At 62.2% G+C, this 23,439-nt stretch carries 27 protein-coding genes; 13 read left to right on the top strand and 14 right to left on the bottom strand.

What is annotated here, in order from left to right:
• Positions 1–34: 34 nt before the first annotated feature.
• Complete coding sequence (gene cls / locus ACQ4W0_RS21070) at positions 35–1,426, bottom strand: cardiolipin synthase (RefSeq protein WP_436578527.1); 1,392 nt, start codon at positions 1,424–1,426, stop codon at positions 35–37.
• Positions 1,423–3,534 carry a site-specific recombinase gene (locus ACQ4W0_RS21065; protein WP_436578526.1) on the bottom strand — a complete coding sequence of 704 codons (2,112 nt, stop codon included), beginning with the start codon at positions 3,532–3,534 and terminating at the stop codon, positions 1,423–1,425. Before ACQ4W0_RS21065 ends, cls begins: the two co-directional genes overlap by 4 nt.
• Before the next feature lie 317 nt (positions 3,535–3,851).
• Between ACQ4W0_RS21065 and ACQ4W0_RS21060 the strand changes: the two genes are divergently transcribed.
• Positions 3,852–4,961 (top strand): porin, encoded by a 1,110-nt coding sequence (locus ACQ4W0_RS21060; RefSeq protein WP_436578525.1) that lies wholly within the window; start codon positions 3,852–3,854, stop codon positions 4,959–4,961.
• On the opposite strand, the gene ACQ4W0_RS21055 is transcribed toward ACQ4W0_RS21060, so the two are convergent.
• From ACQ4W0_RS21055 to ACQ4W0_RS21045, 3 genes are all read right to left on the bottom strand, one after another.
• Positions 4,949–5,527, bottom strand: a complete 579-nt coding sequence (locus ACQ4W0_RS21055) for a DUF3617 domain-containing protein (RefSeq protein WP_436578524.1) — start codon at positions 5,525–5,527, stop codon at positions 4,949–4,951. The two genes, ACQ4W0_RS21060 and ACQ4W0_RS21055, sit on opposite strands and share 13 nt — an antisense overlap.
• A 67-nt stretch (positions 5,528–5,594) precedes the next feature.
• Complete coding sequence (locus tag ACQ4W0_RS21050; protein ID WP_436578523.1) at positions 5,595–7,142, bottom strand: TerC family protein; 1,548 nt, start codon at positions 7,140–7,142, stop codon at positions 5,595–5,597.
• 77 nt (positions 7,143–7,219) lie between these two features.
• Positions 7,220–7,561 carry a hypothetical protein gene (locus ACQ4W0_RS21045; RefSeq protein ID WP_436578522.1) on the bottom strand — a complete coding sequence of 114 codons (342 nt, stop codon included), beginning with the start codon at positions 7,559–7,561 and terminating at the stop codon, positions 7,220–7,222.
• Positions 7,562–7,788: 227 nt separating this feature from the next.
• Between ACQ4W0_RS21045 and ACQ4W0_RS21040 the strand changes: the two genes are divergently transcribed.
• On the top strand, positions 7,789–10,635 hold the full coding sequence (locus ACQ4W0_RS21040) for a M16 family metallopeptidase (protein ID WP_436578521.1): 2,847 nt from the start codon (positions 7,789–7,791) through the stop codon (positions 10,633–10,635).
• Positions 10,636–10,704: 69 nt separating this feature from the next.
• On the opposite strand, the gene ACQ4W0_RS21035 is transcribed toward ACQ4W0_RS21040, so the two are convergent.
• The 3 genes from ACQ4W0_RS21035 to ACQ4W0_RS21025 form a co-directional block, all read right to left on the bottom strand.
• Positions 10,705–11,340 carry a YiaD family glycine zipper/OmpA-like lipoprotein gene (locus tag ACQ4W0_RS21035; protein WP_436578717.1) on the bottom strand — a complete coding sequence of 212 codons (636 nt, stop codon included), beginning with the start codon at positions 11,338–11,340 and terminating at the stop codon, positions 10,705–10,707.
• Positions 11,341–11,551: 211 nt separating this feature from the next.
• A complete protein-coding gene (locus tag ACQ4W0_RS21030) occupies positions 11,552–11,698 on the bottom strand; it encodes a lmo0937 family membrane protein (RefSeq protein ID WP_121670992.1) in 147 nt (48 codons plus the stop codon).
• A 184-nt stretch (positions 11,699–11,882) separates the two neighbouring features.
• The gene (locus tag ACQ4W0_RS21025) at positions 11,883–12,128 is read right to left on the bottom strand and encodes a hypothetical protein (RefSeq protein WP_436578520.1); all 246 of its coding nucleotides are present in this window, start codon (positions 12,126–12,128) and stop codon (positions 11,883–11,885) included.
• 21 nt (positions 12,129–12,149) lie between these two features.
• Here ACQ4W0_RS21025 and ACQ4W0_RS21020 point away from each other — a divergent pair, with 21 nt between their 5' ends.
• On the top strand, positions 12,150–12,296 hold the full coding sequence (locus ACQ4W0_RS21020; protein WP_436578519.1) for a hypothetical protein: 147 nt from the start codon (positions 12,150–12,152) through the stop codon (positions 12,294–12,296).
• On the opposite strand, the gene ACQ4W0_RS21015 is transcribed toward ACQ4W0_RS21020, so the two are convergent.
• The gene (locus ACQ4W0_RS21015) at positions 12,293–12,955 is read right to left on the bottom strand and encodes an outer membrane lipoprotein (RefSeq protein ID WP_436578518.1); all 663 of its coding nucleotides are present in this window, start codon (positions 12,953–12,955) and stop codon (positions 12,293–12,295) included. The genes ACQ4W0_RS21020 and ACQ4W0_RS21015 overlap by 4 nt on opposite strands.
• 193 nt (positions 12,956–13,148) lie before the next feature.
• Here ACQ4W0_RS21015 and ACQ4W0_RS21010 point away from each other — a divergent pair, with 193 nt between their 5' ends.
• On the top strand, positions 13,149–13,925 hold the full coding sequence (locus tag ACQ4W0_RS21010) for a Crp/Fnr family transcriptional regulator (protein WP_436578517.1): 777 nt from the start codon (positions 13,149–13,151) through the stop codon (positions 13,923–13,925).
• A 78-nt stretch (positions 13,926–14,003) separates the two neighbouring features.
• On the opposite strand, the gene ACQ4W0_RS21005 is transcribed toward ACQ4W0_RS21010, so the two are convergent.
• Complete coding sequence (locus ACQ4W0_RS21005) at positions 14,004–14,222, bottom strand: YMGG-like glycine zipper-containing protein (protein WP_077401543.1); 219 nt, start codon at positions 14,220–14,222, stop codon at positions 14,004–14,006.
• Between the two features lie 185 nt (positions 14,223–14,407).
• Entirely contained in the window at positions 14,408–16,456 is a 2,049-nt protein-coding gene (locus tag ACQ4W0_RS21000; protein WP_436578516.1) for an AsmA family protein, read from the bottom strand.
• 270 nt (positions 16,457–16,726) lie between these two features.
• Between ACQ4W0_RS21000 and ACQ4W0_RS20995 the strand changes: the two genes are divergently transcribed.
• From ACQ4W0_RS20995 to ACQ4W0_RS20965, 7 genes are all read left to right on the top strand, one after another.
• Positions 16,727–17,131, top strand: coding sequence for a DUF4398 domain-containing protein (locus ACQ4W0_RS20995; protein WP_436578515.1), 405 nt, complete (start codon positions 16,727–16,729; stop codon positions 17,129–17,131).
• A gap of 30 nt (positions 17,132–17,161) precedes the next feature.
• Positions 17,162–18,061 (top strand): OmpA family protein, encoded by a 900-nt coding sequence (locus ACQ4W0_RS20990; RefSeq protein WP_436578514.1) that lies wholly within the window; start codon positions 17,162–17,164, stop codon positions 18,059–18,061.
• A 94-nt stretch (positions 18,062–18,155) separates the two neighbouring features.
• Positions 18,156–18,692: a ferritin-like domain-containing protein gene (locus ACQ4W0_RS20985; RefSeq protein ID WP_099402792.1), complete on the top strand. Its 537-nt coding sequence runs from the start codon at positions 18,156–18,158 to the stop codon at positions 18,690–18,692.
• A 58-nt stretch (positions 18,693–18,750) separates the two neighbouring features.
• Entirely contained in the window at positions 18,751–19,053 is a 303-nt protein-coding gene (locus tag ACQ4W0_RS20980) for an ElaB/YgaM/YqjD family protein (protein ID WP_035826246.1), read from the top strand.
• Positions 19,054–19,071: 18 nt separating this feature from the next.
• Positions 19,072–19,458: a phage holin family protein gene (locus ACQ4W0_RS20975; RefSeq protein WP_070224915.1), complete on the top strand. Its 387-nt coding sequence runs from the start codon at positions 19,072–19,074 to the stop codon at positions 19,456–19,458.
• Positions 19,459–19,533: 75 nt separating this feature from the next.
• Positions 19,534–19,872: a hypothetical protein gene (locus ACQ4W0_RS20970; RefSeq protein ID WP_071078646.1), complete on the top strand. Its 339-nt coding sequence runs from the start codon at positions 19,534–19,536 to the stop codon at positions 19,870–19,872.
• Positions 19,873–20,012: 140 nt separating this feature from the next.
• Positions 20,013–21,167, top strand: coding sequence for a patatin-like phospholipase family protein (locus ACQ4W0_RS20965; protein WP_436578513.1), 1,155 nt, complete (start codon positions 20,013–20,015; stop codon positions 21,165–21,167).
• A gap of 28 nt (positions 21,168–21,195) precedes the next feature.
• On the opposite strand, the gene ACQ4W0_RS20960 is transcribed toward ACQ4W0_RS20965, so the two are convergent.
• The 3 genes from ACQ4W0_RS20960 to ACQ4W0_RS20950 all read right to left on the bottom strand — a co-directional run bounded on the left by ACQ4W0_RS20960 (position 21,196) and on the right by ACQ4W0_RS20950 (position 22,215).
• Entirely contained in the window at positions 21,196–21,504 is a 309-nt protein-coding gene (locus ACQ4W0_RS20960) for a hypothetical protein (protein WP_436578512.1), read from the bottom strand.
• A 44-nt stretch (positions 21,505–21,548) separates the two neighbouring features.
• Positions 21,549–21,701, bottom strand: coding sequence for a DUF3309 family protein (locus ACQ4W0_RS20955; protein WP_010396415.1), 153 nt, complete (start codon positions 21,699–21,701; stop codon positions 21,549–21,551).
• 67 nt (positions 21,702–21,768) lie between these two features.
• The gene (locus tag ACQ4W0_RS20950; RefSeq protein ID WP_070278587.1) at positions 21,769–22,215 is read right to left on the bottom strand and encodes an outer membrane lipoprotein; all 447 of its coding nucleotides are present in this window, start codon (positions 22,213–22,215) and stop codon (positions 21,769–21,771) included.
• 265 nt (positions 22,216–22,480) lie between these two features.
• Between ACQ4W0_RS20950 and ACQ4W0_RS20945 the strand changes: the two genes are divergently transcribed.
• A complete protein-coding gene (locus tag ACQ4W0_RS20945; protein WP_046682431.1) occupies positions 22,481–23,035 on the top strand; it encodes a hypothetical protein in 555 nt (184 codons plus the stop codon).
• 82 nt (positions 23,036–23,117) lie between these two features.
• Positions 23,118–23,429 (top strand): BON domain-containing protein, encoded by a 312-nt coding sequence (locus ACQ4W0_RS20940; RefSeq protein WP_034786324.1) that lies wholly within the window; start codon positions 23,118–23,120, stop codon positions 23,427–23,429.
• The last annotated feature ends 10 nt before the right edge of the window (positions 23,430–23,439 follow it).

Genomic DNA, 23,439 nt, shown 5'->3' with positions numbered 1-23,439 from the left:
GCGCGGCGAAGCTGCGCTAATCCGACCTACGTCCTTAGAGCCAGTAGTTCATGAAACGCGCCGCCCACTCCTTCATGCGGTCGCTCAAAGGCCGCGTTTCCCATTTCGCTTTGGTGATCTCTTCCGAGTCGCGCAAGTCTTCCTGGAAAGCGTTTTCCATTTCGCGGCCGAAACTGTCGCCCAGCACGATCACGTTCAGTTCGCTGTTATGCAAGAAGCTGCGCATGTCGATGTTGGTCGAGCCCACGGTCGACCAGGCGCCGTCGATGACGGCCGTCTTGGCGTGCAGCACGGCCAGTTTCAAGTGAAAGATGCGGATGCCGCCGGCCAGCAGCTGGTCGTACAGCGCGTGTCCGGCATGGAACACCAGGCCGCTGTCGGACACGCCGGGCAGCACCACGGTGACATCCACGCCCCGCTTGGCGGCCGCGACCAGCGCGTCGACCGTCTGCTGGTCGGGCACGAAATAGGCGGACGTGATGTGGATGGATTTCTTGGCTTCCTGGATGGCTAAAATATATGCCTTGTAGATTTCAAAGCCGCCGTCCGGTTCGCTCGCTACCACGCGCACCAGCTTGTCGCCCACTTCGGACAGCACGGGGAAATAATTGGCGTCCGGCAAGTCGGCCTGGTCTTGCTGGGCCCAGGTGCGGATGAACAGCCACTGGAAGGCGGCCACGGCCGGGCCCTCCACTTTCACGTGGGTATCGCGCCAGCCCACGTCCTTCTTGTCGGTGGGTTTCGATTTCGAGCGGAACAGCGAGCTCTTGGCATAGGTATCGCTGATGTTGACACCGCCCGTAAACGCCGTCTTGCCGTCGACGATCAGCACCTTGCGGTGGTCGCGGTTGTTGATCTTCCAGTCGTCGCCCTTCAGCTTGGCTGGATTGACGGGGTTGAAGGCCACCAGGCGCACGCCGGCGGCGCGCATGCGGTCAAAGAACGCCTGCGGCACGCCGATCGTGCCCACGCTGTCGTAGATGACGTTGACCGTCACGCCCGATTGCTGCTTTTCGATCAGCATGTCGGCAAACTTCAGGCCCAGCGGGTCCTGGTCGAAGATATACGTTTCCAGGTTGATGCTGTTCTTCGCTTCGCTGATGGCCTGGAACATGGCGGCCATCGTTTGCGGGCCGTCAAACAGCAGGGTCACCTTGTTGCCCTTGATCAAAGGCACGCCCGTGGCCGCCTCTTCCAGCGCGGCCTGGGTCTTCAAGTCCATGCCGGCCTTGGCCCAGCGCTTGTTGAGCAGGGCGGCGCGGCTGTTGACGTTCAGTATGGCGCCCTTGCCCGTGATCACATTGGGCCTGGCCACGGGGGCCAGAGTGGTGTTGAGGTTCTTGACATTCGGCAGCGAGGCGCATGCAGCCAGGGTCCAGCACAGCAGTAGGGCGGTGAGGCAGGGTTGCATGCGACTAGCGGTCATTTTTGGGCCTTGCTCGTGGGTGACAGGTTTGCCGAGTCATCGGCCAATGCCAGTGGTGGCGGGTTTTTCGAACCGAAGAAGAAGACGATGGGCGAGCGCAGGAAGCGCTTGCCCAGAATCTTCAACAATTGCATGCCGTGCTTGAAGCGCACCTGGCGCGAACGCAGCGCCACCCACAGGGCCAGGCCAAAGCTGACCAGCAGGTTGGCCGTGCCGATGGCGAAGATGCCCGACAGCGATTTGACGGCCAGTTGCCAGCTCATGTTGTGGTCCAGTCCCACCAGCGCTGTCGCAAAGTTGGCGGCCGAGAAGGTGATGTGGCGGATATCGATCGGCAAGCCGATCAGGAAACCCAGGGTGCCGATGGAGCCCAGCAGGATACCGAAATAGAAGTTCCCCATCAGCCCGCCCAGGTTGTTTTCCAGGTACAGGCCCAGCCGTTGCAAGCGCTCCTGGCCGATCACGCGGCCCAGGCCGCGCAATTGCGCGATGCGCTGCGCCCAGCGCGTGTACAGCGCCTGGTTGTCATAGTAGCCCGAAATCAGGCCGGCCACGAACAGGCACACGCCGGCGATCATGGCGTAAAAGATGGCGGGGCTGCCGATGGGGTCGATATCGTGCAGCAGATGCATGGCTTTTTCCGGCGACACCAGGTGGTGGCCCGTGATCGCCTTGTAGCCCAGCGCGATCAGCCAGGCCGTGGGAATGGCTGTGGCCAGGTTGCCCAGCACGGCCATGTTTTGCGTGCGGAAGACCTTGTTGATCAGTTCCGCCATGCTGTCGAGGTCGATATTTCGTCCATCCTTGCTGTGCAGGCCGGCGGCGATGCGCGAGGCCGTCATGGCCGGCTGCTTGGTGGCTACCGTGAAGTGCAGCAAGTGGATGAACATGAAGCCGATCGAGTAATTCATGCTGAACATGAACGCTTCGACCAGCGGCGCCGAGCGCAAATACGACATCAGGATCTTGAACAGGGCCATGAAGCCGATGATGATGCCCGCGCCCGCCGATGACAGGAACATGGCGCCCATCTCGCGCCGGCTTTCCGCGATGTAGTGTTCGCCCGTGCGGCTGGCGTTTTCCGTCACATTGCGCGCCAGCAAGTTGATATTGTCGGAAAACAGGTCGCTGACCTTGTACTTGTGGTTATGCGCGCGTATCAGTTCCAGCGCCAGCCCGACGGCGCCTGCGCGGCGGCGGCTGACGGGCTGCGGGTGCAGCAAGTCTTGCGTGGCGTCCACCGTGATGGCGGCGATATCCACGTTGGCGGAGCTGGGCAGCTCGCCGCTCGTGTCGACCAGGAACAGCAGCTTGCGCAGGCGGTCGATGCTTTGCGCCAGCGCCACCAGTAAATACGTGAGGGGAATGCTGGTGCCCTGGTACAGGGCCTTCTTGCGGATCTTGGCGATGACGGCATCGCACTGGTCCAGCATCACCAGTAAATGGCGCGCGTCCTCGATGTGCTCGATATTGCCGTGCAACAGATTCGCGTACGCGTCCAGGTAGGCGTTCACTTCCGTGTTTTGCACCATGAACGGCGACTGGAACACTTCAATTTCGTTGTGGAAACGCGTCAGTTCCGGTTCCAGGCCCATGGCGCAGACGCGGTAGGACAGGGTGCGGATGGCGTCGAGCATGCCCGGCAGCATGATATTGCCATCGCCGACGGCCAGTTCGATGTCGTCGCTGGTGAGCACGTCGAACAGTTCCAGCCAGTCCGTGGCGGGCACGTTGCTGATCCACAAATAATCGGTCTTCAGGTACAGCACCTGGTCGAGCGCGTCGTTCAGGTACTCGTCGCCCAGGGCGGGTGGCAGCATGCGGTAGGCGATGCGGCGTTTCAATTCGGTGAAAAAACCGCTGTTCGACAGCACGCCGATGTCCGTGTACAGGCTGGCGTGGCGGCGCGCGGCCAGCACGCGCAGCACGTATTCGTGCAGGGCGCGCGCTTGCGCGGGGTTACCTTTGAGTAGCTGGCGCAGGGTGCGCACGTTGGCGATCGCGGTAGCGCTGTCGTGGGGGCGCTTGGGACGCAGTGAGTTGAATAATTCCACCAGCAAGTCGATATTGCTGGAGTTGGGGTCTATGCGTTCGAGGATAGCTAGCATGCAAAAAAAACGGGCGAGCCGCTGTCGGTAAAACCAGTAGTGTACCGCCTGCGTCTAATCGCGCAACGTTCGCCACCGAACATTGCTTTACGGCAGGGCCTGCTTTTAACGCCATTTTGCCGCAAGTACCACAATCATGGTCACTCTTGCGTGTTGTCAGTGCGCGACTCTTTTCCCGGGGCTAAGCTGAAGTTTCTGTTGTACAACGCACGGATGGCTGGACAAAAAGCGAGGATAAGGTAACACTAAGATCAGACACACAGCGCATGTCCTGATCAATACCGGGAAGTTTCACCCACGTTACCGAGATATTTATCATGAAGACCTCGTATTTTGCGCTTGCTGTGATAGGGATGGGGCCATTTGCGTTGGGCGCAGCGGCCCAGGCCGCCGATGGCGCGGGTAGTGCCGCATCGAGTAACGTTGCCGTGTATGGCGTGCTTGACGCGGGTATCGTTGCCGAACGGGGCTGTGCCGCCAATTGTGCCGGCAGCAAGGTGTCCGGCGGCGTCGCGTCCGGCTCGCGCCTGGGGCTGCAGGGCCGCGAAGCGCTGGGCAATGACGTCTCCGCCGTATTTACCCTGGAAGCCGGCGTGCAGAACGACACGGGCCAGTCGGAAGACGGCCGTCTGTTCGGCCGCCAGGCTTACGTGGGCCTCGACAGCCGCCTGGGCGCGCTGACCCTGGGGCGCCAGTACAACCTGCAATACCTGACGCTCACCGACGTGGCTGACCCGTTCAAGGGCGGCATGGCCGGCAGCGCCAGCAACCTGGCCGGCTACAGCGTGAAACGCTATGACAATACCGTCAAATACGTGACGCCCGCCTTGCGCGGCGTGTCCGCCAGCGCCATCTACAGCTTTGGCGAGTCACCGTACAGCAGCGCCAACAACCGCGCGTATGGCGCCACGCTCGGCTATTCGGCCGGCGCCGTGAATGTCAGCGTGTCGCACCAGCGCAAGAACAACTTCATCCTCGCCTCCGGCACCTTGCCCGCCATCGACATGTCGTCGCGCAACACCCTGATCGCGGCCAATATCGACCTGAAAGTGGCCACCGCCTTTGCCGCCGTGGGCGTCAACAAGGGCTATGGCAGTTCGCCGTGGGACCCCAGCAATGCGTACAGCTCGCTGGCCCTGTCGATGTCCTCGTCGGACAGCCGCGACACCTTGCTGGGAGTGTCCGTGCCCGTGGGCGGCTTCAAGCTGCTGGCCTCGTACGTGCGCAAGGATGACCGCGACCTGGCCAACCGCGATGCCAGCCAGGTGGCCGTCGGCCTCACGTACTCGCTGTCAAAACGCAGCGATTTCTACGCGTCTTACGCGAAGATCCACAACAAGAACGGCGCCCGCTACACGGTGGGCAATGCCAGCGATGCTGGGCGCGGCGACGCAGCTTTCAATATGGGCTTTCGTCACGGCTTTTGAACTGCCGTCGCGGCAGGGGCAGGGCACGTTGCCGCCAGCCACTTGCCGTTGCTCGTCACATTCACCTGTTCCGGCGTGCCGCGCGCGCTGGTCGTCACCGCCAGTTGCATACTGAAGGCCTGGTCGCCACTGAAGCGCACCTGGCCTTCGCCGCTCGATTTCGGGTTCGCGCAAGTGAACGACACGTTCATGCCGCCCGCGATGTCGGTGTTCTTCGACTGGCAATCGCCGGGCTGGCCCGTGGGAATCTGCCTGCGCGCGGCCATTTCCGGCGTCACGCAAGCTGTCACGCGCACGGCGCCATCGGCGCCCACGGTGGGCATGGCCATGCCGCGGCTGGCGGCCATGCTTTCCAGCTGCTTGCGTTGATCGGGAGGAAGGTTGCCCAGCTGCTGCAGCACCATGGACATGGCGTTGTCGGTGGCGGCATCGGGCGACGCCATCTTGCTGTCGACTTGCCACAGGCCCGGCTTGATGGTGGCGGACGGCGAGGCGGCCTGGGCACCGGCTTGCGCACCGATGGCGGCGCAGGCCAGTAAACTCAGGCTTAGCAGGGAGTGGTTCATATTGGCGTCTCCAAAAAAGGCAGACCCCAGCATACGGCATGGCAAGCGGGGCACGCTTGCCATTGTGTTACAAACTGTGATCGGGCTCGATGCGGCGCACGTCCACGCAGGCGATGCGGCGCTCGTCGGCCTCGACGATTTCATAGCGCAAATCATCGAGCTCCAGCACTTCGCCCACGGCCGGCATGTTTTCAAAGTGCGCCAGCAGGAAGCCAGCCAGCGAGTTGTAGTCGCCGTCTTCGCTGACCAAGGATTCCGTCTCGAACACTTGCTCCAGGTAGTGCAGGTCGGTGGCGCCATCGATGCGCCAGTGGCCGGGGCCCAGCACTTCCACGTCGGGTAGCTCGTCCTCGTCGGGGAATTCGCCGGCGATGGCTTCCAGGATGTCGATGGGCGTCAGCACGCCTTGCACGGTGCCGAACTCGTCGACCACCAGCACCAGCTGGCCGCGCGAGCGCTTCAAGGTTTCCATGGCTTTCAGCACGCCTGCCGCTTCCGGCACGACGACGGCTTCGCGCATGCTGGCCGGGTCGATCTTGCCATGCGACACGAGATCTTCGATGAGGTCCTTGCTGCGCGCGATGCCCATCACATTGTCCAGGTCATCATTGCAGACAGGAATCATGCTGTGCGGCGTTTCGCGCAGCAGTTGCAGCATCTTCTCGCTGCTGTCGTTCAGGTTGACCCACGAGACGTCGCCGCGCGGCGTCATCACGGAGCGGATCGAGCGTTCGGCCAGGGTCAGCACGCCGCTGACCATGTTGCGCTCTTCCACGCCGAAGGCGGAGACGTCGGGCAGTTCCTTGACTTCATGCTCTTCGACAGCTTCGCGGCCCTTGCGCCCGCCCAGCAGGCTCAGGACGGCTTGCGCCGTGCGGTCGCGCAGCGGGGCGTTCGATTGCAGCTTGAGGAAGTTGCGGCGCGCCAGCTGATTGAAGAATTCGATGACGATCGAGAAACCGATAGCGGCGTACAAATACCCTTTCGGAATGTGGAAGCCCAGGCCTTCGGCCACCAGCGACAGGCCGATCATCAGCAAAAAGCTCAGGCACAGCACCACGACGGTGGGGTGGGCGTTGACGAAGCGCGTCAGCACTTTTGAAGCGAGCATCATGACGACGATGGAAATGACGACGGCCGCCATCATCACGTACAGGTTGTCCACCATGCCGACGGCCGTGATGACGGCGTCGAGCGAAAAGACGGCGTCAAGCACGACGATCTGCGCCACCACCAGGCCGAAGCCGGCGTAGACTTTCGGGCCTGTCTGGGCATGCGTGACGCCTTCGAGGCGCTCGTGCAGCTCGGTGGTGGCCTTGAACAGCAGGAACAGGCCACCGACGAGCAGGATCAGGTCGCGTCCGGAAAACGAGAATGTCCATAGGGAAAACAAGGGCGTGGTCAGCGTGACCAGCCAGGAAATCAGGGAAAGCAGGCCCAGGCGCATGACGAGGGCCAGGGTCAGGCCCAGCACGCGCGCCTTGTCGCGCTGGTGCGGCGGCAGTTTCTCGGCCAGGATGGCGATGAAGATCAGGTTGTCGATACCCAGTACGATTTCCAGTACGACCAGCGTCAGCAGGCCGACCCAGATTGTCGGGTCAAATAACCATTCCATGTGTGTAACCTTGTAAAGTCAGTAAGTATCAAACTTGCCTGGCGGCTAGTGCCCCAGGCGTGATGGGTGCTGCGGTATCAGTGGCGGACGCGCGGCGGTCGGGTGGCCTGCCGCGCGTCCGCTTCGGCAAGTGCGCCCGGTCCCGCTTGCCAAATGATGGCGCAAAACGGCGCCCCCTGGCGCGAGGTCGGGTACAGCGTGATGGGGTCGTTGTCGCATTCTTCGGCGTCGCAGTTGTCGCCGGGCTGGCCCGCATGGGCGTTGGGGTCAGGGCAATCCGCGACGAAGGCAGGCGTGTCAGTAATGCCGGCCGCGACTGCATGCTGGAATGGGGAAGGGCTGGCGTAGGCCATGCTGGCGAACGCCTGGGGTAAGGCGATGAAAACAAAAAGGCAGAGCAGGACGAGAGCTCGTCTCATATACAGGCAGATAGTTCTGGAACCATGGAGTATAACACGGGCAGATAACAGCCCGATGACAGGACTTGCATTAGTGATACGTATGCCGTAAATTACGAAATGGCAATAATTTCACGTGGCGGCGAAGACGCAGCGCGGGCCCCGTGACTATTCTTGCGTTCGTATCACATTGCGCCTGCGCTGATTGCTTGCGCACGTCTATAACGTAGTGTTACCAGGACTCCGCCTTGAAACCAATTACCGCCCTCCTGCTTGCCGCCGGCATCCTTTCGCCTTCCTTCATCCTGGCCGCCACCCCGGTGGACGCCGCACCGACCCAGAAAACCGGCAAGGCTGCACCCAACCGCGCCGGCGCCGTCAAAGTCACGTCCGTCGAAGGCATCACTGAATACCGCCTGGCCAATGGCTTGCGTGTGCTGCTGTTTCCCGATGCCAGCAAGCCGACTCTGACCACCAACATCGTCTACCTGGTCGGTTCGCGTCATGAAAACTATGGCGAAACGGGCATGGCCCACTTGCTGGAGCACTTGCTGTTCAAGCCCAGCGCCAACTTCGGCGTCAGGAAGGGCACCAAAACCCCCGTCGAGATCCTGAACTCGACGGGCGCGCAGTTCAACGGCACCACCTGGTACGACCGCACCAATTACTACGCTACCTTCCCCGCCAACGACGACAACCTGCGCCAGATGCTGGCCATGGAAGCGGACCGCATGGTCAACGCGGCCATCGACCAAAACGACCTGTGGAATCCGACAACGCAGAAGGGTGAAATGACGGTCGTGCGCAACGAGTTCGAGATGGGCGAGAGCGACCCGATCGGCGTGACCAGCGAACGCATCCAGGCCATCGCCTACGACTGGCACAACTATGGCAAGTCGACCATCGGCGCCCGCTCCGACATCGAGCAGGTGAACATTCCCCGCTTGCGCGCGTTTTATCATAAATATTATCAGCCCGATAACGCTGTGCTGATGGTGGCGGGCCGCTTCGATGAAGCCAAGGTCTTGCAGCAGATCAATTCGCTGTTCGGCAAGATCCCGAAACCCAAGCGCGTGATCGAACCGACCTACACGGCCGAACCGGTGCAGGATGGCGAACGCGCCGTGACGGTGCGCCGCAGCGGCGGCACGCAGTTCGTCGGCGCCGGCTACCACGTGGCGCCGTCCGGTAACCCGGACGCCGTCGCCATCGAGGTGCTGGGCCACGTGCTGACGGACGCCCCGGCCGGCCGGCTGCACAAGGCGTTGGTGGAAACCAAACTGGCCAGCAAGATCGAATACAACTCGGTGAGCAACCTGGAGCCGGGCTACAACCTGTTCGGCGCGCTGGTGCCCGTCGATGGCAACCTTGATGCGGCGCAAGCTGCCATGCTGAAAGTGCTGGAAGACTTGAAATCGCAGCCGATCACGGAGGCGGAAGTGGCGCGCGTCAAGCAGCAATTGAACAAGCAGATCGAACTGGCCACCTCGAACACGGCGCGCCTGACGATTGCCCTGACGGAGTCCTTGGCGGCCGGCGACTGGCGTCTGTTCTTCCTGCAGCGCGACTTGCTCGACAAGCTGACGACGGCGCAGGCGCAGGCAGCGGCCGAGAAATACCTGAAGAGCTCGAACCGCACCCTGGGCCGCTTCATCCCCACCGACGCGCCGGACCGCACGGTCGTGCCAGCTTACGCCGACGTGGCGCCGCAATTGGCCGGCTACACGGGCCGCGCCGTGGTGGCGCAGGGCGAAGCGTTCGATCCCAGCCCTGACAATATCGAAGCGCGCACGCAGCGCTTCACCTTGCCGAACGGCTTGAAGGGCGCCTTGCTGCCGAAGAAAACCAAGGGCAACACCGTCAGCGTCGTGCTGAAATTGCAGATCGGTAGCGAAGAGAGCTTGCGCGGCAAGGCGCAAGTGGGCAGCTACACGGCCAATCTCTTGTCGCGCGGCACGGATAAACTGTCGCGCCAGGAAGTGAAGGACAAGTTCGACCAGCTGGGCACGCAAGTGGCCATCACGGGCGGCGCCGAAGGCGTGACGGCGATGTTGACGGGCAAGCGCGAGAACTTGCCTGCCGCCATGGACCTGCTGGCGCAAGTGCTGCAAAAGCCCGCCTTGAGCGAGACGGAATTCCTGGAGTTGCAGCGCGAACGCGTGGGCCGCGCGGAGCAGGAATTGCCTGAACCGCAACCGCTGGCCGTGAACGCCTTCCGCCGCCTGCTCGACGCCACGCCGGAAGGCCATGTGCGCCACGTGGCCACCTTGCCAGCCGAACTGGCGCAATGGAAAGCCATCCAAGTGGCCGATGTGAAAGCCTTCCATGGCGCCTATTATGGTGCGTCGAACGCCACCGTTGCCGCCGTGGGCGATTTCGACCCAGCCGCGCTGAAGGCGCAAGTGGCCAGCCTGTACGGCAACTGGAAGGCGCAGCAGCCGTATGTGCGCATTCTTGATGCCGTCAAGCCCGTCAGCGGCGAGAAAGTCACCCTGGAAACGCCGGACAAGGCCAACAGCGTGCTGTTTGCCATCCAGCCGATTCCCCTCAAGGATGACGCCGCCACCTATCCCTCCTTGCTGATCGCCAATCACATGCTCGGTGGCGGCGCCTTGCGCAGCCGCCTGGCCGACCGCATCCGCCAGAAGGAAGGCTTGTCGTACGGCGTCGGCTCGCAAGTGACGGTACCGTCGCGCGAACCGGCCGGTTACTGGATGGCGTATGCCATCAGCGCGCCGCAAAACACGGTCAAGGTGGAAGCTGCCCTGCGCGAGGAAATCGCCAAGGCGCTGGCCGACGGCTTTACGCAAGAGGAATTGGTCGAGGCGAAAAAAGGCTGGCTGCAATCGGAAGAAGTGGGCCGCACGCAGGATGCGGGCCTGGCGCGCGAACTGGCCGGCTACCTGGCGCAAGACCGCACCATGGCCTACGACAAGGACCTGGAAACGAAAGTGGCCGCCTTGACCCTGGCGCAAGTGAACCAGAGCCTGCGCGAGTACCTGAAGCCATCGGCCGTCTCGATCGTGACGGCCGGCGACTTCGCCAAGGTGGCGAAGGAAGGTGAAAGCGGCGCCAAGGCAACGACGTCGAAATAAGCTGTTTTAGATGGAAGAAACCCGCTGGCAATGACATTGCCAGCGGGTTTTTTATTGATGTGTGTCAACTTAGCGTGGCGCTAACTCTGCAACGTAGATTTCCACGCGGCGATTGCGTGCGCGTCCCGATGCATCCGCATTCGAGGCGATCGGCTCGCGGGCGCCGCGGCCTTCCGTGACGACGCGCGTCGGCGAGACGCCGCGCATGGCCAGGTAGTCGCGCGTGTGGGCCGCGCGTTCTACCGACAGCGGTTCGTTGATGGAAGCGCTGCCCGTGCTGTCCGTGTGGCCGATGATGCTGACCGTGGTGTTCGGATTTTCATTCAGGGTGGCGGCAAAGCGGTCGAGAATCGGGCGGAAGTTGCCCTTGATGTCGGCGCGGTTGGTGTCGAAGGAAATATCGCTGGGGATTTCCATTTTCAGGCGGTTATCGGCCGTCTGCGTCACTTGCACACCGGTACCCTGTGTCGCTTGTTCCATCGCGCGCTTCTGGTTTTCCATGCGGTTCGACCAGATATTGCCGATTACGGCGCCCGCTGCCGCGCCAATCAGGGCGCCGCCGGCCGTGCGGCCGCTGCTGCCGCCACCGGTAGTGCCGCCGATCAAGGCGCCCAGGCCTGCGCCGACGCCGGCGCCCGTGGCCGTGCCACGTTGTGTGGCGGACATATCCGCGCAACCGCTAGCGGCCAATGCGATCACCAGCATGCCGATCAGGGATTTGGCGCCAGGGCCTTTTTTGAAGGTTTCTTTCATGGATTTTCTCCTTGTTTTGTTATTGGGACATACCCAGAATTACCTGCACACGTTACTGCAAAATGCAGCTGTTTGCCAGTGTGCGCGCACTGTACGCAAAAGGCGGCAAAAAGGCGGCGCCCGTTTGCACGCGCGCCGCCCTGTCTGGCCAGTGGATTGGCTACTATAAACCGCGCCCGCTGATCAGGCGCAGCAGGATCATGATGACGGCGACTACCAGCAGAATGTGGATGAAGCCGCCAATGGTATAGGAAGTTACCAGGCCCAGCAGCCAAAGAATAATGAGTACGACGGCGATTGTATACAGCATGATATGTCCTCCGAGAGTAATGTGTGGATGACGGCGACTGCCTTGGCCTTGCGAGGCGCTGGCGTCTGGCGCTGTCATCGGTTTTTGTCATTGCGCGGCGACTGGGTCGCTGAACGCTGATGCCATGACTTAGTGTCTACTTTGTTTCCCTTGCGTTCTGTACGCTGTCGTACACAAGGCTCAACTATCGGGGCCGGTCGGCGTGTTCATCTGCCATGCCCGGTATCCAGCCCAGCATGCCGGCCATGCCGACGGCGCCCGCCAGGCAGCTGACCATGCCGCCCGTTAGCAGCAGCATGACGCCGAACACGGGCGCGCTCGCTTGCAATGGCGCCAGGTCCAGCGCGCAGAAGCCCAGCGCGGTAGCCAGGATACCGCCGCCGATAAAGCCGAGCCAGATCCTGTTACCGCCTGTCTTGTCGTTTTTCATCGCATCTCCTTGAAGATATCCGTGAACTTTCCTGAGTGCATCATCTCGCGTGATGGCAAGCTCATCTGTACGCCAACGAACATTGCTAAAAAGAAAACGCCCGGACAGGCCGGGCTTGTGTTTGATTTGCAACGAATCGCGGCGGCGCCGCCGCCGCTGTTCGCTTAGCCCAAGGCGCGCAAGCCGCCGTTGACGACGCGCACGCGGTCGCCCTGGCGCCAGTTCGGCGCGGCGCTCTGGTGCACGGTGCGCGTCTTGCCGTTATCGAGGCGCACGACGATGTTGTAGCTGCGCGTGGCGCGCACGCTGCCTTCGATCTGGTTGCCGGCCACGGCGCCGCCAACGGCGCCCAGCACGGTGGCCAGTTGCCTGCCGTGGCCGCCGCCTACCTGGTTGCCCAGCAAGCCGCCGACGACGGCGCCGCCGGCCGCACCCACACCGCTGCCTTCGGCGCGCGTATTGACTTCATGGATGGCTTCGATCACGCCGCAATTGCTGCACACCTGCGGCGCCGGGGCGGCTGCCGCGTATTGCTGCTGTGCTTGCTGCTGCTGGCGTACGGGTTGCTGCTGAGGTTGCTGTGGCAGTTGCTGCGGCGGCAAAGCAGCCAGCGCTTGCGCGCCGGCAGGCTGCAAGTTCGCTTGCGGCTGGTTCGCCTGCAGGCTGGCCAGTTGTTCGGCCGAGGTGCTGGCCGCCAGTGTCCGGGCATCGCCCTGGGACGAGGGCAGCCAGCCCATCAGGGCCGCCGTGCCCACGCCGCAGAACAGCAGGACAGCGACGGCGGCGGCAAGCACCAGCGGATGGAGGGATTTGGTGGTGGTGGTCATGGAAAGCTCCTTGGTTTTTTTAAATAATGAAATGGGTAGTGCGTGTGATCCGTGCGATTCGCGTGTATTGCCAGTGTGCTGTGCCGCGTGCCGTGCTTCCGTGCGTCACCGTACATACAGGGACGGTACTGCACCGTAGGCTAAGTAAAAATTATGTCGAGTTGTAACGTTGTAACGACACCAAGGAAAAGCAATGCGACCAACGAACGCCAGCATGACCCTGTCCCGCGACGCAGGCCGATCTGGCCTGGGCTCGCCTGCGGGCACGCTTGACGCCGGCAACCGCTTGCTGGCCAGCCTGCCCGAGCACGATTTGCGGCACTTGACGGCGCTGTTCGATACCGTCACGGTCGAGGTGGGCGAGGTGCTGTACGAACCAGGCCAACCCATCGGCTACATCTACTTCCCCGGCGACTGCCTGATCTCGCTGCTGGCCGTGGCGGAAGGACGGATGACCCTGGAAGTGGGCTCCGTCGGCCGCGAAGGCGTGCTGGGCGCTTCCGTCGCGCTGGGACATGACCTGGCGCAAGTGCGTGCCGTGGTACAACGTTCCGGCACGGCAAGCCGCATCGCGCGGGCCGCGTTCTGCGCCGAGTTCGCCCAACTCGATTCCCTGCAGCGCCTGCTGTACCGCTACACGGATACCTTGCTGGCGCAAGCCATCCAGATTGCCGTGTGCAGTCGCTTCCACGTGCTCGAGGCGCGCCTGGCCCGTTCGCTGCTGATCACGCGCGACCGCCTGCAGTCGGAAAAATTTCACCTGACGCATGAATTCCTTGCCCATACTCTGGGCGTGCGGCGGGTCGGGGTGACCAAGGCAGCGAGCGCGCTGCAACAGCAAAAACTGATCACCTACAGCCGCGGCAATATCGAAATCATCGATTCCGCCGGCCTGGAAGCCGTCTCCTGCCGCTGCTACGCGCTGGTCAAGGACAGCGGCAGCATCGGCATGGCCAACGTCTTCGTCTGATTTTCCTCATCCTTGTGCCGCGGACGCAAAAAAGCGGGGCGGGCGCCTGGGCACCCACCCCGCTTTCTTGTGCGACGATTACTTCGGCTTGACCTGGTTGCCGATCACGCCGCCGACGGCGGCGCCGCCGACTGCGCCGATGGCGCTGCCGCCCGTCAGCACGGAGCCGGCAACGGCGCCCACACCGGCGCCGATGGCCGTGTTTTTATCCTGGCCCGACATGTTGGCGCAAGCAGTCAAGCTCAGCAGCAGAGCGGCAACGGAAGTGGTAGCGGCGATTTTTTTAATGATTTGCATAATAGTTCTCCTATGAATTCGGACCTCGTGGCGCCGGCATGGTATGGGCCGGTTGGACTTCGTGTCGCCACGTGTTTCAGGCACGATTACAGAATAGGATTGTGACAAGGCAAGGTCTGTTCGGCAACGCACATAGGGGTGTAACAATTGTAATTGTGCACGGCCGGCCTATCTTGCCATCTTGTTCAGCGGTGTTTGCGCGGTGTCTTGCCCGGTTTCGGCGCCACCGGCTTGACGCGCGCCTGGGCCAGCAGGGCTGCGCATTCGCTGTCCTCGCCGGGGCCGGCATTCACCAGCGGCAGCAGGGCGGCGACGGGCGCCACCACGGCCAGCGCCAGGGCGCCGCCGGCGCGCAGGGCCAGCACGCCCTTGTCGACGCTGACGTCGGGCTTGCTGAACGTACCTTGCACGTACAGGGGCGAGCGCAGCGAAAAGATGCGCAGCCCCTTGCTATCCGGCTGCAAGGTCAGGTCCAGTTGCTCATTGGCCAGGTTCACCGTGCCATCGATATGCAGCACCGCATCGTCCGTGTCGACGATGAACTGGCGCGTGCGCATCAGCCCCTTGGCGACGACGAAATCGGCGGCCATGCAGTTCAGCTTGACCTGTTTGTCGCCCACCAGCTTGGTCAGCACGATACTGCCGATATTCAAGCCCATTTCTTCCAGCAGCAGCTTGCTGATGCTGCCCCGGTTGATCAGCGCGCGCACTTCGCCGTTCGAACTGCCCAGCAGGCTAGCGACGGAATTGCCCGTGGCCGACAGCGAAGCGTCGCCATTGATTTCGCCCGCGCTGGCCTGCAGGGCCGGCAGGCGGGGAAACAGTTGCTGGATATGCAGGTGGCGCGCGCTGGCCTTGAGCTCGGCGGCGATGCCGTTGGCGATGACTTTGCCGCTGCCGTCGAGCTTGATCTGCGACGTCAGGGTGCCGCCCGCTACATTGAAGTTGAGCGGCGTCAGGGACAGCACGCCGTCCGTCAGCACCACATGCGTGTCGAGCTTGCTGATCGGCAACTCGGCGTCGCGCGTGATTTGATCGGCCGTGTAGCGCACATCGGCGTCCAGGCTGGTCCAACGCTCCGTCTTGAACGTTTCCACCGGCAGCACGCGGCCGGCCGGCTGCGTCGACGGCACGCCCCGTTCCTTCTTGCTGGCGCTGGAATCGGCGCCCACCAGCGGACCCAGATCGGAAAATTGCAGCAGGCGCGAGTGCACTTCACCCGTCAGGCGCTTGCGCGGCTTGCTGGCCGAAAAGGCTAGCTTGCCACGGATGTCGCTAGCCCCCACCTTGCCGCTGAACTGGTCGTACACCCATTCGCCGCCGCGCGGCGCCAAGGTGCCCGTCAAATGGCCTTCCGTGCTGAAATGCGGCGTTTCCGGCAGCAGCACGCCCGTCAAGGGATACAGGCGCGCCATGCTGGGTCCGGATATTTTCAGGCGCACGTCGAGCGCGGCCAGGTCTGCCGGGCGCGTCAGGGTGCCTTCGATGGCCACGCTGCTGCCGCTCGCGCGCATGTCGGCCTGGATGGGGAAGGGCGTACCTTGCTGCTGCAGCGACAGCACGCCGCCCGCCTTGCCGCCGCCTTGGATGCTTTCGCCACGGTATTTGCCGGACAAGGTCCAAGCGATGCCGTAGCGCGCATCGTCCGCGATGGTGTCGATATCGGCGCGCATCGCCGTGTGCGTGACGTCATCGTCAAGCGTCACCGTGCCCTTGCTGAAGACCACGCTTTGCAGTTCCAGCTGCCACGGCGACGGCTGCTCCTGCTTGTCGAAGGTCCAGTTGTTCTTGCCATCCTTGTTGCGCAGCAAGCGTACTTGCGGCGCGTCGAAGCGCAATTGCGGAATGATGATTTTCTTGTCCAGCAGGGCCAGGGGATTGAGTGTAAACGCCAGCTGGCGCACGCTGGCCAGCTGCGCTTCGCCATCCGTTGCTGCCATGGCGCTCGGGTTGCCCAAGCGTACATCTTGCGCCTGCAGGTGCGGCCACGGCAGGTAGGTGCGCCAGCTTTGTTGTCCCGCAGTCGGCGGCTGCTGCCACGTCAGCGACAGCTTGCCCGCAATGGCGAAGGGCCGGCCCAGCGCTTCACTGGCGCGCGCATTGAGCCAGGGCTTGGCGCGGTTCCAGTCCATATTGAGCAGGGCGACGGCCGCCGTGACGGGCAGGGCGACCAGCACGGCGGCGCTGGCGAGGGCGATTTTCTGGCGGCGCGAGAATGAGATAAAGCGTGGCATAGGGTGTGGGCTAAGAAGCGTTTCTTTCTGGACAGAAGCACGATGCTACAGGAATCGCTACAAAGCCGGGTCTGTTTCAGGTTTTGCTGGCGCAGGCGTGCGCTGGCGCACCTTGCCCACGCAAGTATTGTCGATTTCTTACTCTATGTGCGGCACCGAACGGATATGCGGGGAGCCGGAGCCTATAACGTCATACATCAAACGCCGTTCCTGATTCCAGATGCACCGACGTATGAACCTTATTGCTTAACATTCTCCAGGAGAAGAAAAATGACAAACCGAGATTTCACGCTGTCCCCACTGGCCGCCCTGGCTGCTTGCGCCACCGCCGTCGTCCTGATGACGGGCTGTTCCAGCCTGAAAACGCCAGCCACGGCCGATGTCGCCGTGTCGCGCGCGGCCGTCGATAACGCCGCCAGCGCCGGCGCCGCCGACCTGGCACCCGATGAAATGCGTTCGGCCCGCGAAAAAATGCGCATGGCCAACCAGGCCTTGAAAGACCGCGACTACAAACTGGCGCGCGACCTGGCCGACCAGGCGCAAGCCGATGCCAAGCTGGCGCAAAGCAAGGCCAACTCGGCCAAGGCCACCAGCGCCGCCGATGAAATCAACGAGAACATCCGCGTCATGCGCGAAGAACTCGACCGTGCCAACCAGCAAGCCCCGAAACAGTAACTAACAATAAGAACAGAACAGGACCCCATCATGAAAAAAGCTAACTACACCACGATTCCCGGCCTGCTGGCCATGGCCGCTTTGGTTGCCGCCTGCAGCTCCGCACCGACCACCACCAGCCTGCTCGACCAGACGCGCGGCGACTACATGGCGGCGCAATCGAACCCGCTGGTGTCGACCTATGCGCCACGCGAATTCCGCGAAGCGAGCGCTGCGCTGGACGCGGCGAACGCGGCCGCCACGCGCCAGGATGACAGCGAAAAGGTCGACAAGCTGGCCTACCTGGCCAAGCAAAAAATTGCCACGGCACAAGAGGTAGCCAAGCAGAAGGCTGCGGAAGCCGATATCGCCAACGCCGGCAAGCAGCGAGACCAGTTGCGCCTCGATGCGCGCACGCAGCAGGCTGACCAGGCCACGGCGCGCGCCCAGGCGGCGCAAGCCGATGCGGAAGCGGCCAAGGCCCAGGCGCAATCGGCCGAAGCGTCGGCACGTGACGCCACCGCCCGCGCCGCCGCGCTGGAAGTGCAGCTGGCCGACCTGGCCGCCAAGAAAACCGAACGCGGCATGGTCATTACCCTGGGCGACGTGCTGTTTGGCACGGACAAGGCGAATTTGACGGCCGATGGCACGAATACGGCACGCAAGCTGGCCGACGTGCTGAAAAACAACCCGCAGCGCACCGTGCTGATCGAAGGTTTTACGGATAGCACGGGCGGTTCCGCGCACAACCTGGAATTGTCGCAGCGCCGCGCCGAATCCGTGCGCAATGCGCTGCTGGAACAAGGCATCAGCCGCGACCGCATCGCCACGAAAGGCTATGGCGCCGCTTATCCGGCCGCCGGCAATGACAGCGCGGCGAACCGCCAGCTGAATCGCCGGGTGGAAATCGTCTTGTCGGAAGATAACACGGCCATTCCCGCCCGCCGATAGTATTGGGAAAAACGTCGCCAAGTGCGGCAGTAAAAGGCAGCACCGGCCGCTTTCCGGCCGGTGGATACCCATGCAAGACTTGAAAGGAAACATCATGACCCAAACATCTGTTGAGATTCCAGCTGGCATCGATACGGCCGCCATCCGCGCCGCCGCCAAAAACCTGGACGACGGCGCCGTGACGGCCGGCTACCAAGCCGACCGCCAGGAGTTGATCACCCTGCTGAATGGAGCGCTGGCCACCGAACTGGTGTGTATTGCGCGCTATAAACGCCATTACTACACGGTGAGCGGGCGCGACAATGGCAGCATCAAGGCCGAGTTCCTTGAGCATGCGCAGCAGGAGCAGGAACACGCCGACTGGCTGGCCGAACGCATCGTGCAATTGAATGGCAAGCCAGATTTTAATCCTGCAACATTGCTTGCGCGCAGCCATGCCGAGTATGATGACTCCGAAGACGTGCAAAGCATGGTGCGTGCCAACCTGATCGCGGAACGGGTAGCGATCGAGTCGTATCGCCAGATGATCGTGAAAATTGGCGACAAAGACCCAACCACACGCCATTTGTTGATCAAAATCATGGCTGTCGAGGAAGAGCACGCCGATGATATGCGCGATCTAATGGAATAGTGTTTTTGAGTAAAGTAGGTATAGTAACTACATTCATCCATAGCTAAGGAGCTAAACCATGTTGGAAAACAATATCACCACCGTCAATAACGATGTCAAAACCCTGGTCAAGGATGCGCAAGCCCTGTTCAGCGCCGCTGCCGCCCTGACCGGCGAAAAAGCCGATGAAGTGCGCGTCAAGGGCATGAAAACCCTGGATGCCGCCCTGGCCAAGGCGCACGAAGCGCAAGCGTCGGCTATCGTTGCCACCAAGCAGATGGCTGCTCAGGCAGACGGTTACGTCAAGGAAAATCCATGGCGCACGGTGGCCGTCGCCGCTGGCGTCGGCGTGCTGGTCGGCTTCATCCTGGGCCGCAAGTAATCCACCGTCAGGAGCGATATGGACAAGTCTGCTTCGTCTCACCAGGGGCCGGGATTGATCGGCTCGGTCGCCGGCCTGGCCAAAAACGCCGTCGGACTGATGTTGTCGCGGCTGGAACTGGCCACCATCGAACTGTCGGAGGTGCGCAATCACATGCTGCAGCTGGTGGTCATTTTCGCCCTGGCGACGGTGGCGGGCTTGTTTGCCATCGCTTACGGCAGCGTGCTGATCGTTTTCCTGGCCTGGGATAGCCTGGGCTGGAAGATCCTGGCGATCATGACGGTCGTGTTCGTACTGCTGGCCATTGCGCTGGTCATGTATGCGCGCGCCATGCTGCGTCAAGGAAAGTTGTCCATGCCCGCCACCATGGCGGAATTGAAGGCCGACCGCGACATGCTGATGTAAGCTGCTGGCGGGAACCACCGGGACTTGTGCCGGAACGGGGCCCGCCATGTCCAGCCTGCCTTACGAGGAGAATTCATGTCGGAAAACGACAAACTGGCGGCGCAAGCCGCCCGCAAGCGCCTGCTGATCGCCCAGGGCGAAATGTACCGCGTGGGCATCGTGCATGCGCGCGCCAACGTGGGCTATGCCCTGCGTCCCGAATCGCTGCTGCAGGGCGTGGTCGAGACGGCTGTCGGCTTTGCCGGCCACCGCGTCGAGTCCCTGCTGGCACCGGGCGGCATGCGCCTGCAAGGCGCCATGCCCTACGTGCTGACGGCACTATCGTTTATCGGACGCAAGAAGCTGGTCAAGCCGGCCCTGGTCCTCGTGGCCGTGGCCGCAGTGGCCGCCAGCTGGCTGCGCCGCAAGCGCTGACGCTGCCAATACCCGGAACGCCGTCATTGACGGCGTTTTTTTTGCCCGTACGCTAGGTCCGGCAGGTGCCAGCGCAAGCGCGCACAATCCCTTACAATGATTCACGCCGCACCCGCGCGGAGAACAGAGGGGCCATCTTGATGACGAATTCGAAGACACCGATCAATCAGTTAAATCCCTCGCGCCTGCGCATCGTGCTGGTGCTGCAAGGCGGCGGCGCGCTGGGCGCCTATCAGGCCGGCGTCTATCACGCCTTGCACGAACATGGCCTGGCACCCGACTGGGTGGTGGGCACCTCGATCGGCGCCATCAATGCGGCCATTTTGGCGGGCAACAAGCACGAGGACAGGCTGGTGCGGCTAAAACAGTTTTGGCAGCGCGTGGCGCACCGCGACAGCATCGACATGAATCTCGTTTCAGACCAGCAGCGCCGCTCGAACATCTGGCTGGCCACGCTCGATACGGTGTTGCGCGGCGTGCCCGGCTTCTTCAAACCGCGCTCATTCAGCCTGTTCCCGGCAGGAATTACCGTCAAGCCGGAAGACGCCAGCTATTACGACACGAGCGAGCTGGCCAGCACCCTCGATGAACTGGTCGATTTCGATTACCTGAACCAGCCCGGCGGCATGCGCCTGACGGTCAATGCCCTGCGCGTCAAATGTGGCAGCCTCACCAGTTTCGACAGCCAGCAGCGGCCCCTGACAGCCGACCATATCCGTGCCAGCGGCGCCTTGCCGCCCGGCTTTGCCGGCGTGCGCGTCGATGGCGACCTGTACTGGGATGGCGGACTGTACTCAAACACGCCGCTGGAAACCGTGCTTGACGACACGCCCCACGTCGACACCCTGGTCTTCATGGTTGACCTGTGGAGTTCGGAAGGGCCGGAACCGACCACCCTCGATGAAGTGCAGACGCGGCAAAAGGACGTCACCTTCGCGTCGCGCTCGAAGCGGCATATCGAAGATTACGTCAATACGCATACCTTGCAGCACAAATTGCGCGAACTCTACGCCAAGCTGCCCGACGACGCACACAATCGCCAGCAGACGGAAGAACTGGTAGCGCTGGGCTGCGACAGCACCATGCACATCGTGCGCTTGCCGTATGCGGGGCGCGACTGGCATATGGCGGCCAAGGATATCAATTTCTCCAAGGGCTCCATCGACTGGCGCTGGGAGCAGGGCTACCAGGACGCCTTGCGCGCGATCAAGGCGGCTGGCTGGCTGGCTTTTGTCACGGAAGACACGCCACTCGTGGTGCACGAGTTGCCGCCTTACGAGCGCGACGCCGCCTGATCCGGCGGCGTCGCAACAGCACTGCGCATCACTGCGGATGCGCCGCTACGCGCAGTTTTTCCGCGTTCGCCAGGTCTTGCCGGTAAGTGTCTTGCGCATCCTTCAGGCAGGACGCCCGCGTGGCGGACGGCTCCACACGGCAGGCTTTTTTGGCCTCGGCCAGGGCGGCGGCGATTTCCTTGCGCAAGGTGCGCAACTGGGCTTGCGCCGTGCTGTCTTCCTGGTACCAGCGGGCCGGATCGCCCGCTTGCGGGGCAGCGGTTTGTGCCTGGCTGAATGGTGCCAGGCTGCATGCCAGCACGAGGGCCAGCGCCGGGGAAATGAGTCTGTGTGTCATGATATTTCCTCCTTGAAATAAAAAAGGCGCCGCAGCGCCTTTTTTTACAACCTGCCCGTGAGTAATAGCAGGATCAGTATCACGACGACCAGGCCGGCGATGCCGCTGGGGCCGTAACCCCAGTTGCGGCTATGCGGCCAGGTAGGCAGGACGCCGACCAGGGCCAGGATCAAGATGATCAGAATGATGGTGCCCATGGCAACTCCTTGTTATCGTACGACGCATGCGGGATGGCGGGTGCCTGCTGGCACAATCCGCCGAGAATTAATAGCGGTAGACGCGGCCGTCAACGACGCGCACGCGGTTGCCTGGGCGCAAGTCGTTCGCGTTGTCCTGCACCACGGTGCGGTATTCACCGTTGTCGAGGCGCACGCTGATCTGGTAGGCCTGCGCTTGCTGCCTGCGGCCCTCTACCTGGTTGCCGACCACGCCGCCGGCGACGGCGCCAGCCACGGTGGCGGCCGTGCGTCCGCCGCCCGAGCCGATGGTATTGCCCAGCAGGGCGCCGGCGATGCCGCCGACCACGGCGCCGGCGCCGCTGGTTTGACCGCCACCCTGCACGATCTGGATGGAGTCGACGGTGCCGTACATGGCGGACTCAGGCTGGTTGGCCGGGTAGTATTGTTGTGACTGGGAAGGGCCGGTGGCGCAACCGCTCAGTACGGCGGTGGCGGCGAGCATCAGTGCAGCCAAGGTGGCATTGGTTTTCATTTTATTCTCCTGACGAGGTGAAGGTGTAGTGCCATCTTAGTTACGCCCCTGTTCCCGGTCTGTACGCTGCCGCACGCACTTATTTCGTATCGAAATGGTATTTTTGGCAAATGTGATGCATCAAAACGTTGTTATTTCTCCCTGTCCGCCTTCTGCTTTCAAAATAAATTACTTGTGTACGGCAGCGTACAGAAGAGCGGCGACGATCCACGTAAAACGGTAGTCATGCCAAGCAGACATGCTTGTCACCACCAGGGAGAAATACATGAACAAAAATAAGCTTTTCACCGCCATCGTCGTCAGCCTGGCCTGCGCCGCCTGGGGCGGCCAGGCAGTGGCCGCCACGCCGGAAGCGAAAGCAGCCTACAAGGCGGCTAACGAACAGGCTGGTTTGAATTACAAGCTGGCGCATGCCGAATGCGAAAAAATCACGGGCAACCCGAAGGATGTCTGCATCGCCGAAGCGAAGGCCGTGCGCACCTACGATGAAGCAGTTGCTCAGGCGCAATATACGAATACCCTGCGCGCCTACACCAAGGCGCGCATCAAGATTGCCGATGCCAACTACGACGTCGACCTGGCCCGCTGCAATGCGCTGACGGGCAACGACAAGGATGTCTGCGTCAAGCTGGCCAAGTCCACCAAGGTGGCGGCCCTGGCCGACGCCAAGGCGGACAAGAAAGTTATCGAAGCGCGCAGCGATGCGCGTGAAGCAAAGAGAAAAGCCGAGTACAAGGTCGCGACAGAAAAATGCGATGCATTAGCCGGCGCAGCCAAGGATGACTGTATCAAGGCTGCAAAAACCCAGTTTGGCTACTGAGCTCCCTCCGGCGCGCAGTCACCAGATTGGTATAAGAAGCTCATTGTGAGCACATTGATTGACCACTCCTAAGGAAAAAACCATGAAATTCACTAAATCTATCGCTACCGGCCTTTTCGTCGCTTCCCTGTTCGCCGTTGCAGGTTGCGCTTCGACCCCAACCAAAGAAGGCACGGGCGAGTACATCGACGACGCGGCGATCACCACCAAAGTCAAAGCCAGCATCTTCAACGAGCCTACCCTGAAATCGACGGAAATCAACGTTGAAACTTTCAAGGGCGTGGTTCAGCTGAGCGGCTTCGTGGCCCAGCCAGCTGACGCCGCCAAAGCGGGCGAAATTACCCGTGGCGTCAAAGGCGTGAAGTCGGTGAAAAACGACATCCGCGTCAAGTAATGGCATGACC

Origin of the sequence: Janthinobacterium breve, from assembly GCF_051380895.1 — a bacterium.
Lineage (GTDB): Bacteria > Pseudomonadota > Gammaproteobacteria > Burkholderiales > Burkholderiaceae_D > Janthinobacterium.
The sequence above is the reverse complement of the archived record's forward strand: the minus strand, read 5'-3'. Positions and strand labels throughout refer to the sequence as shown.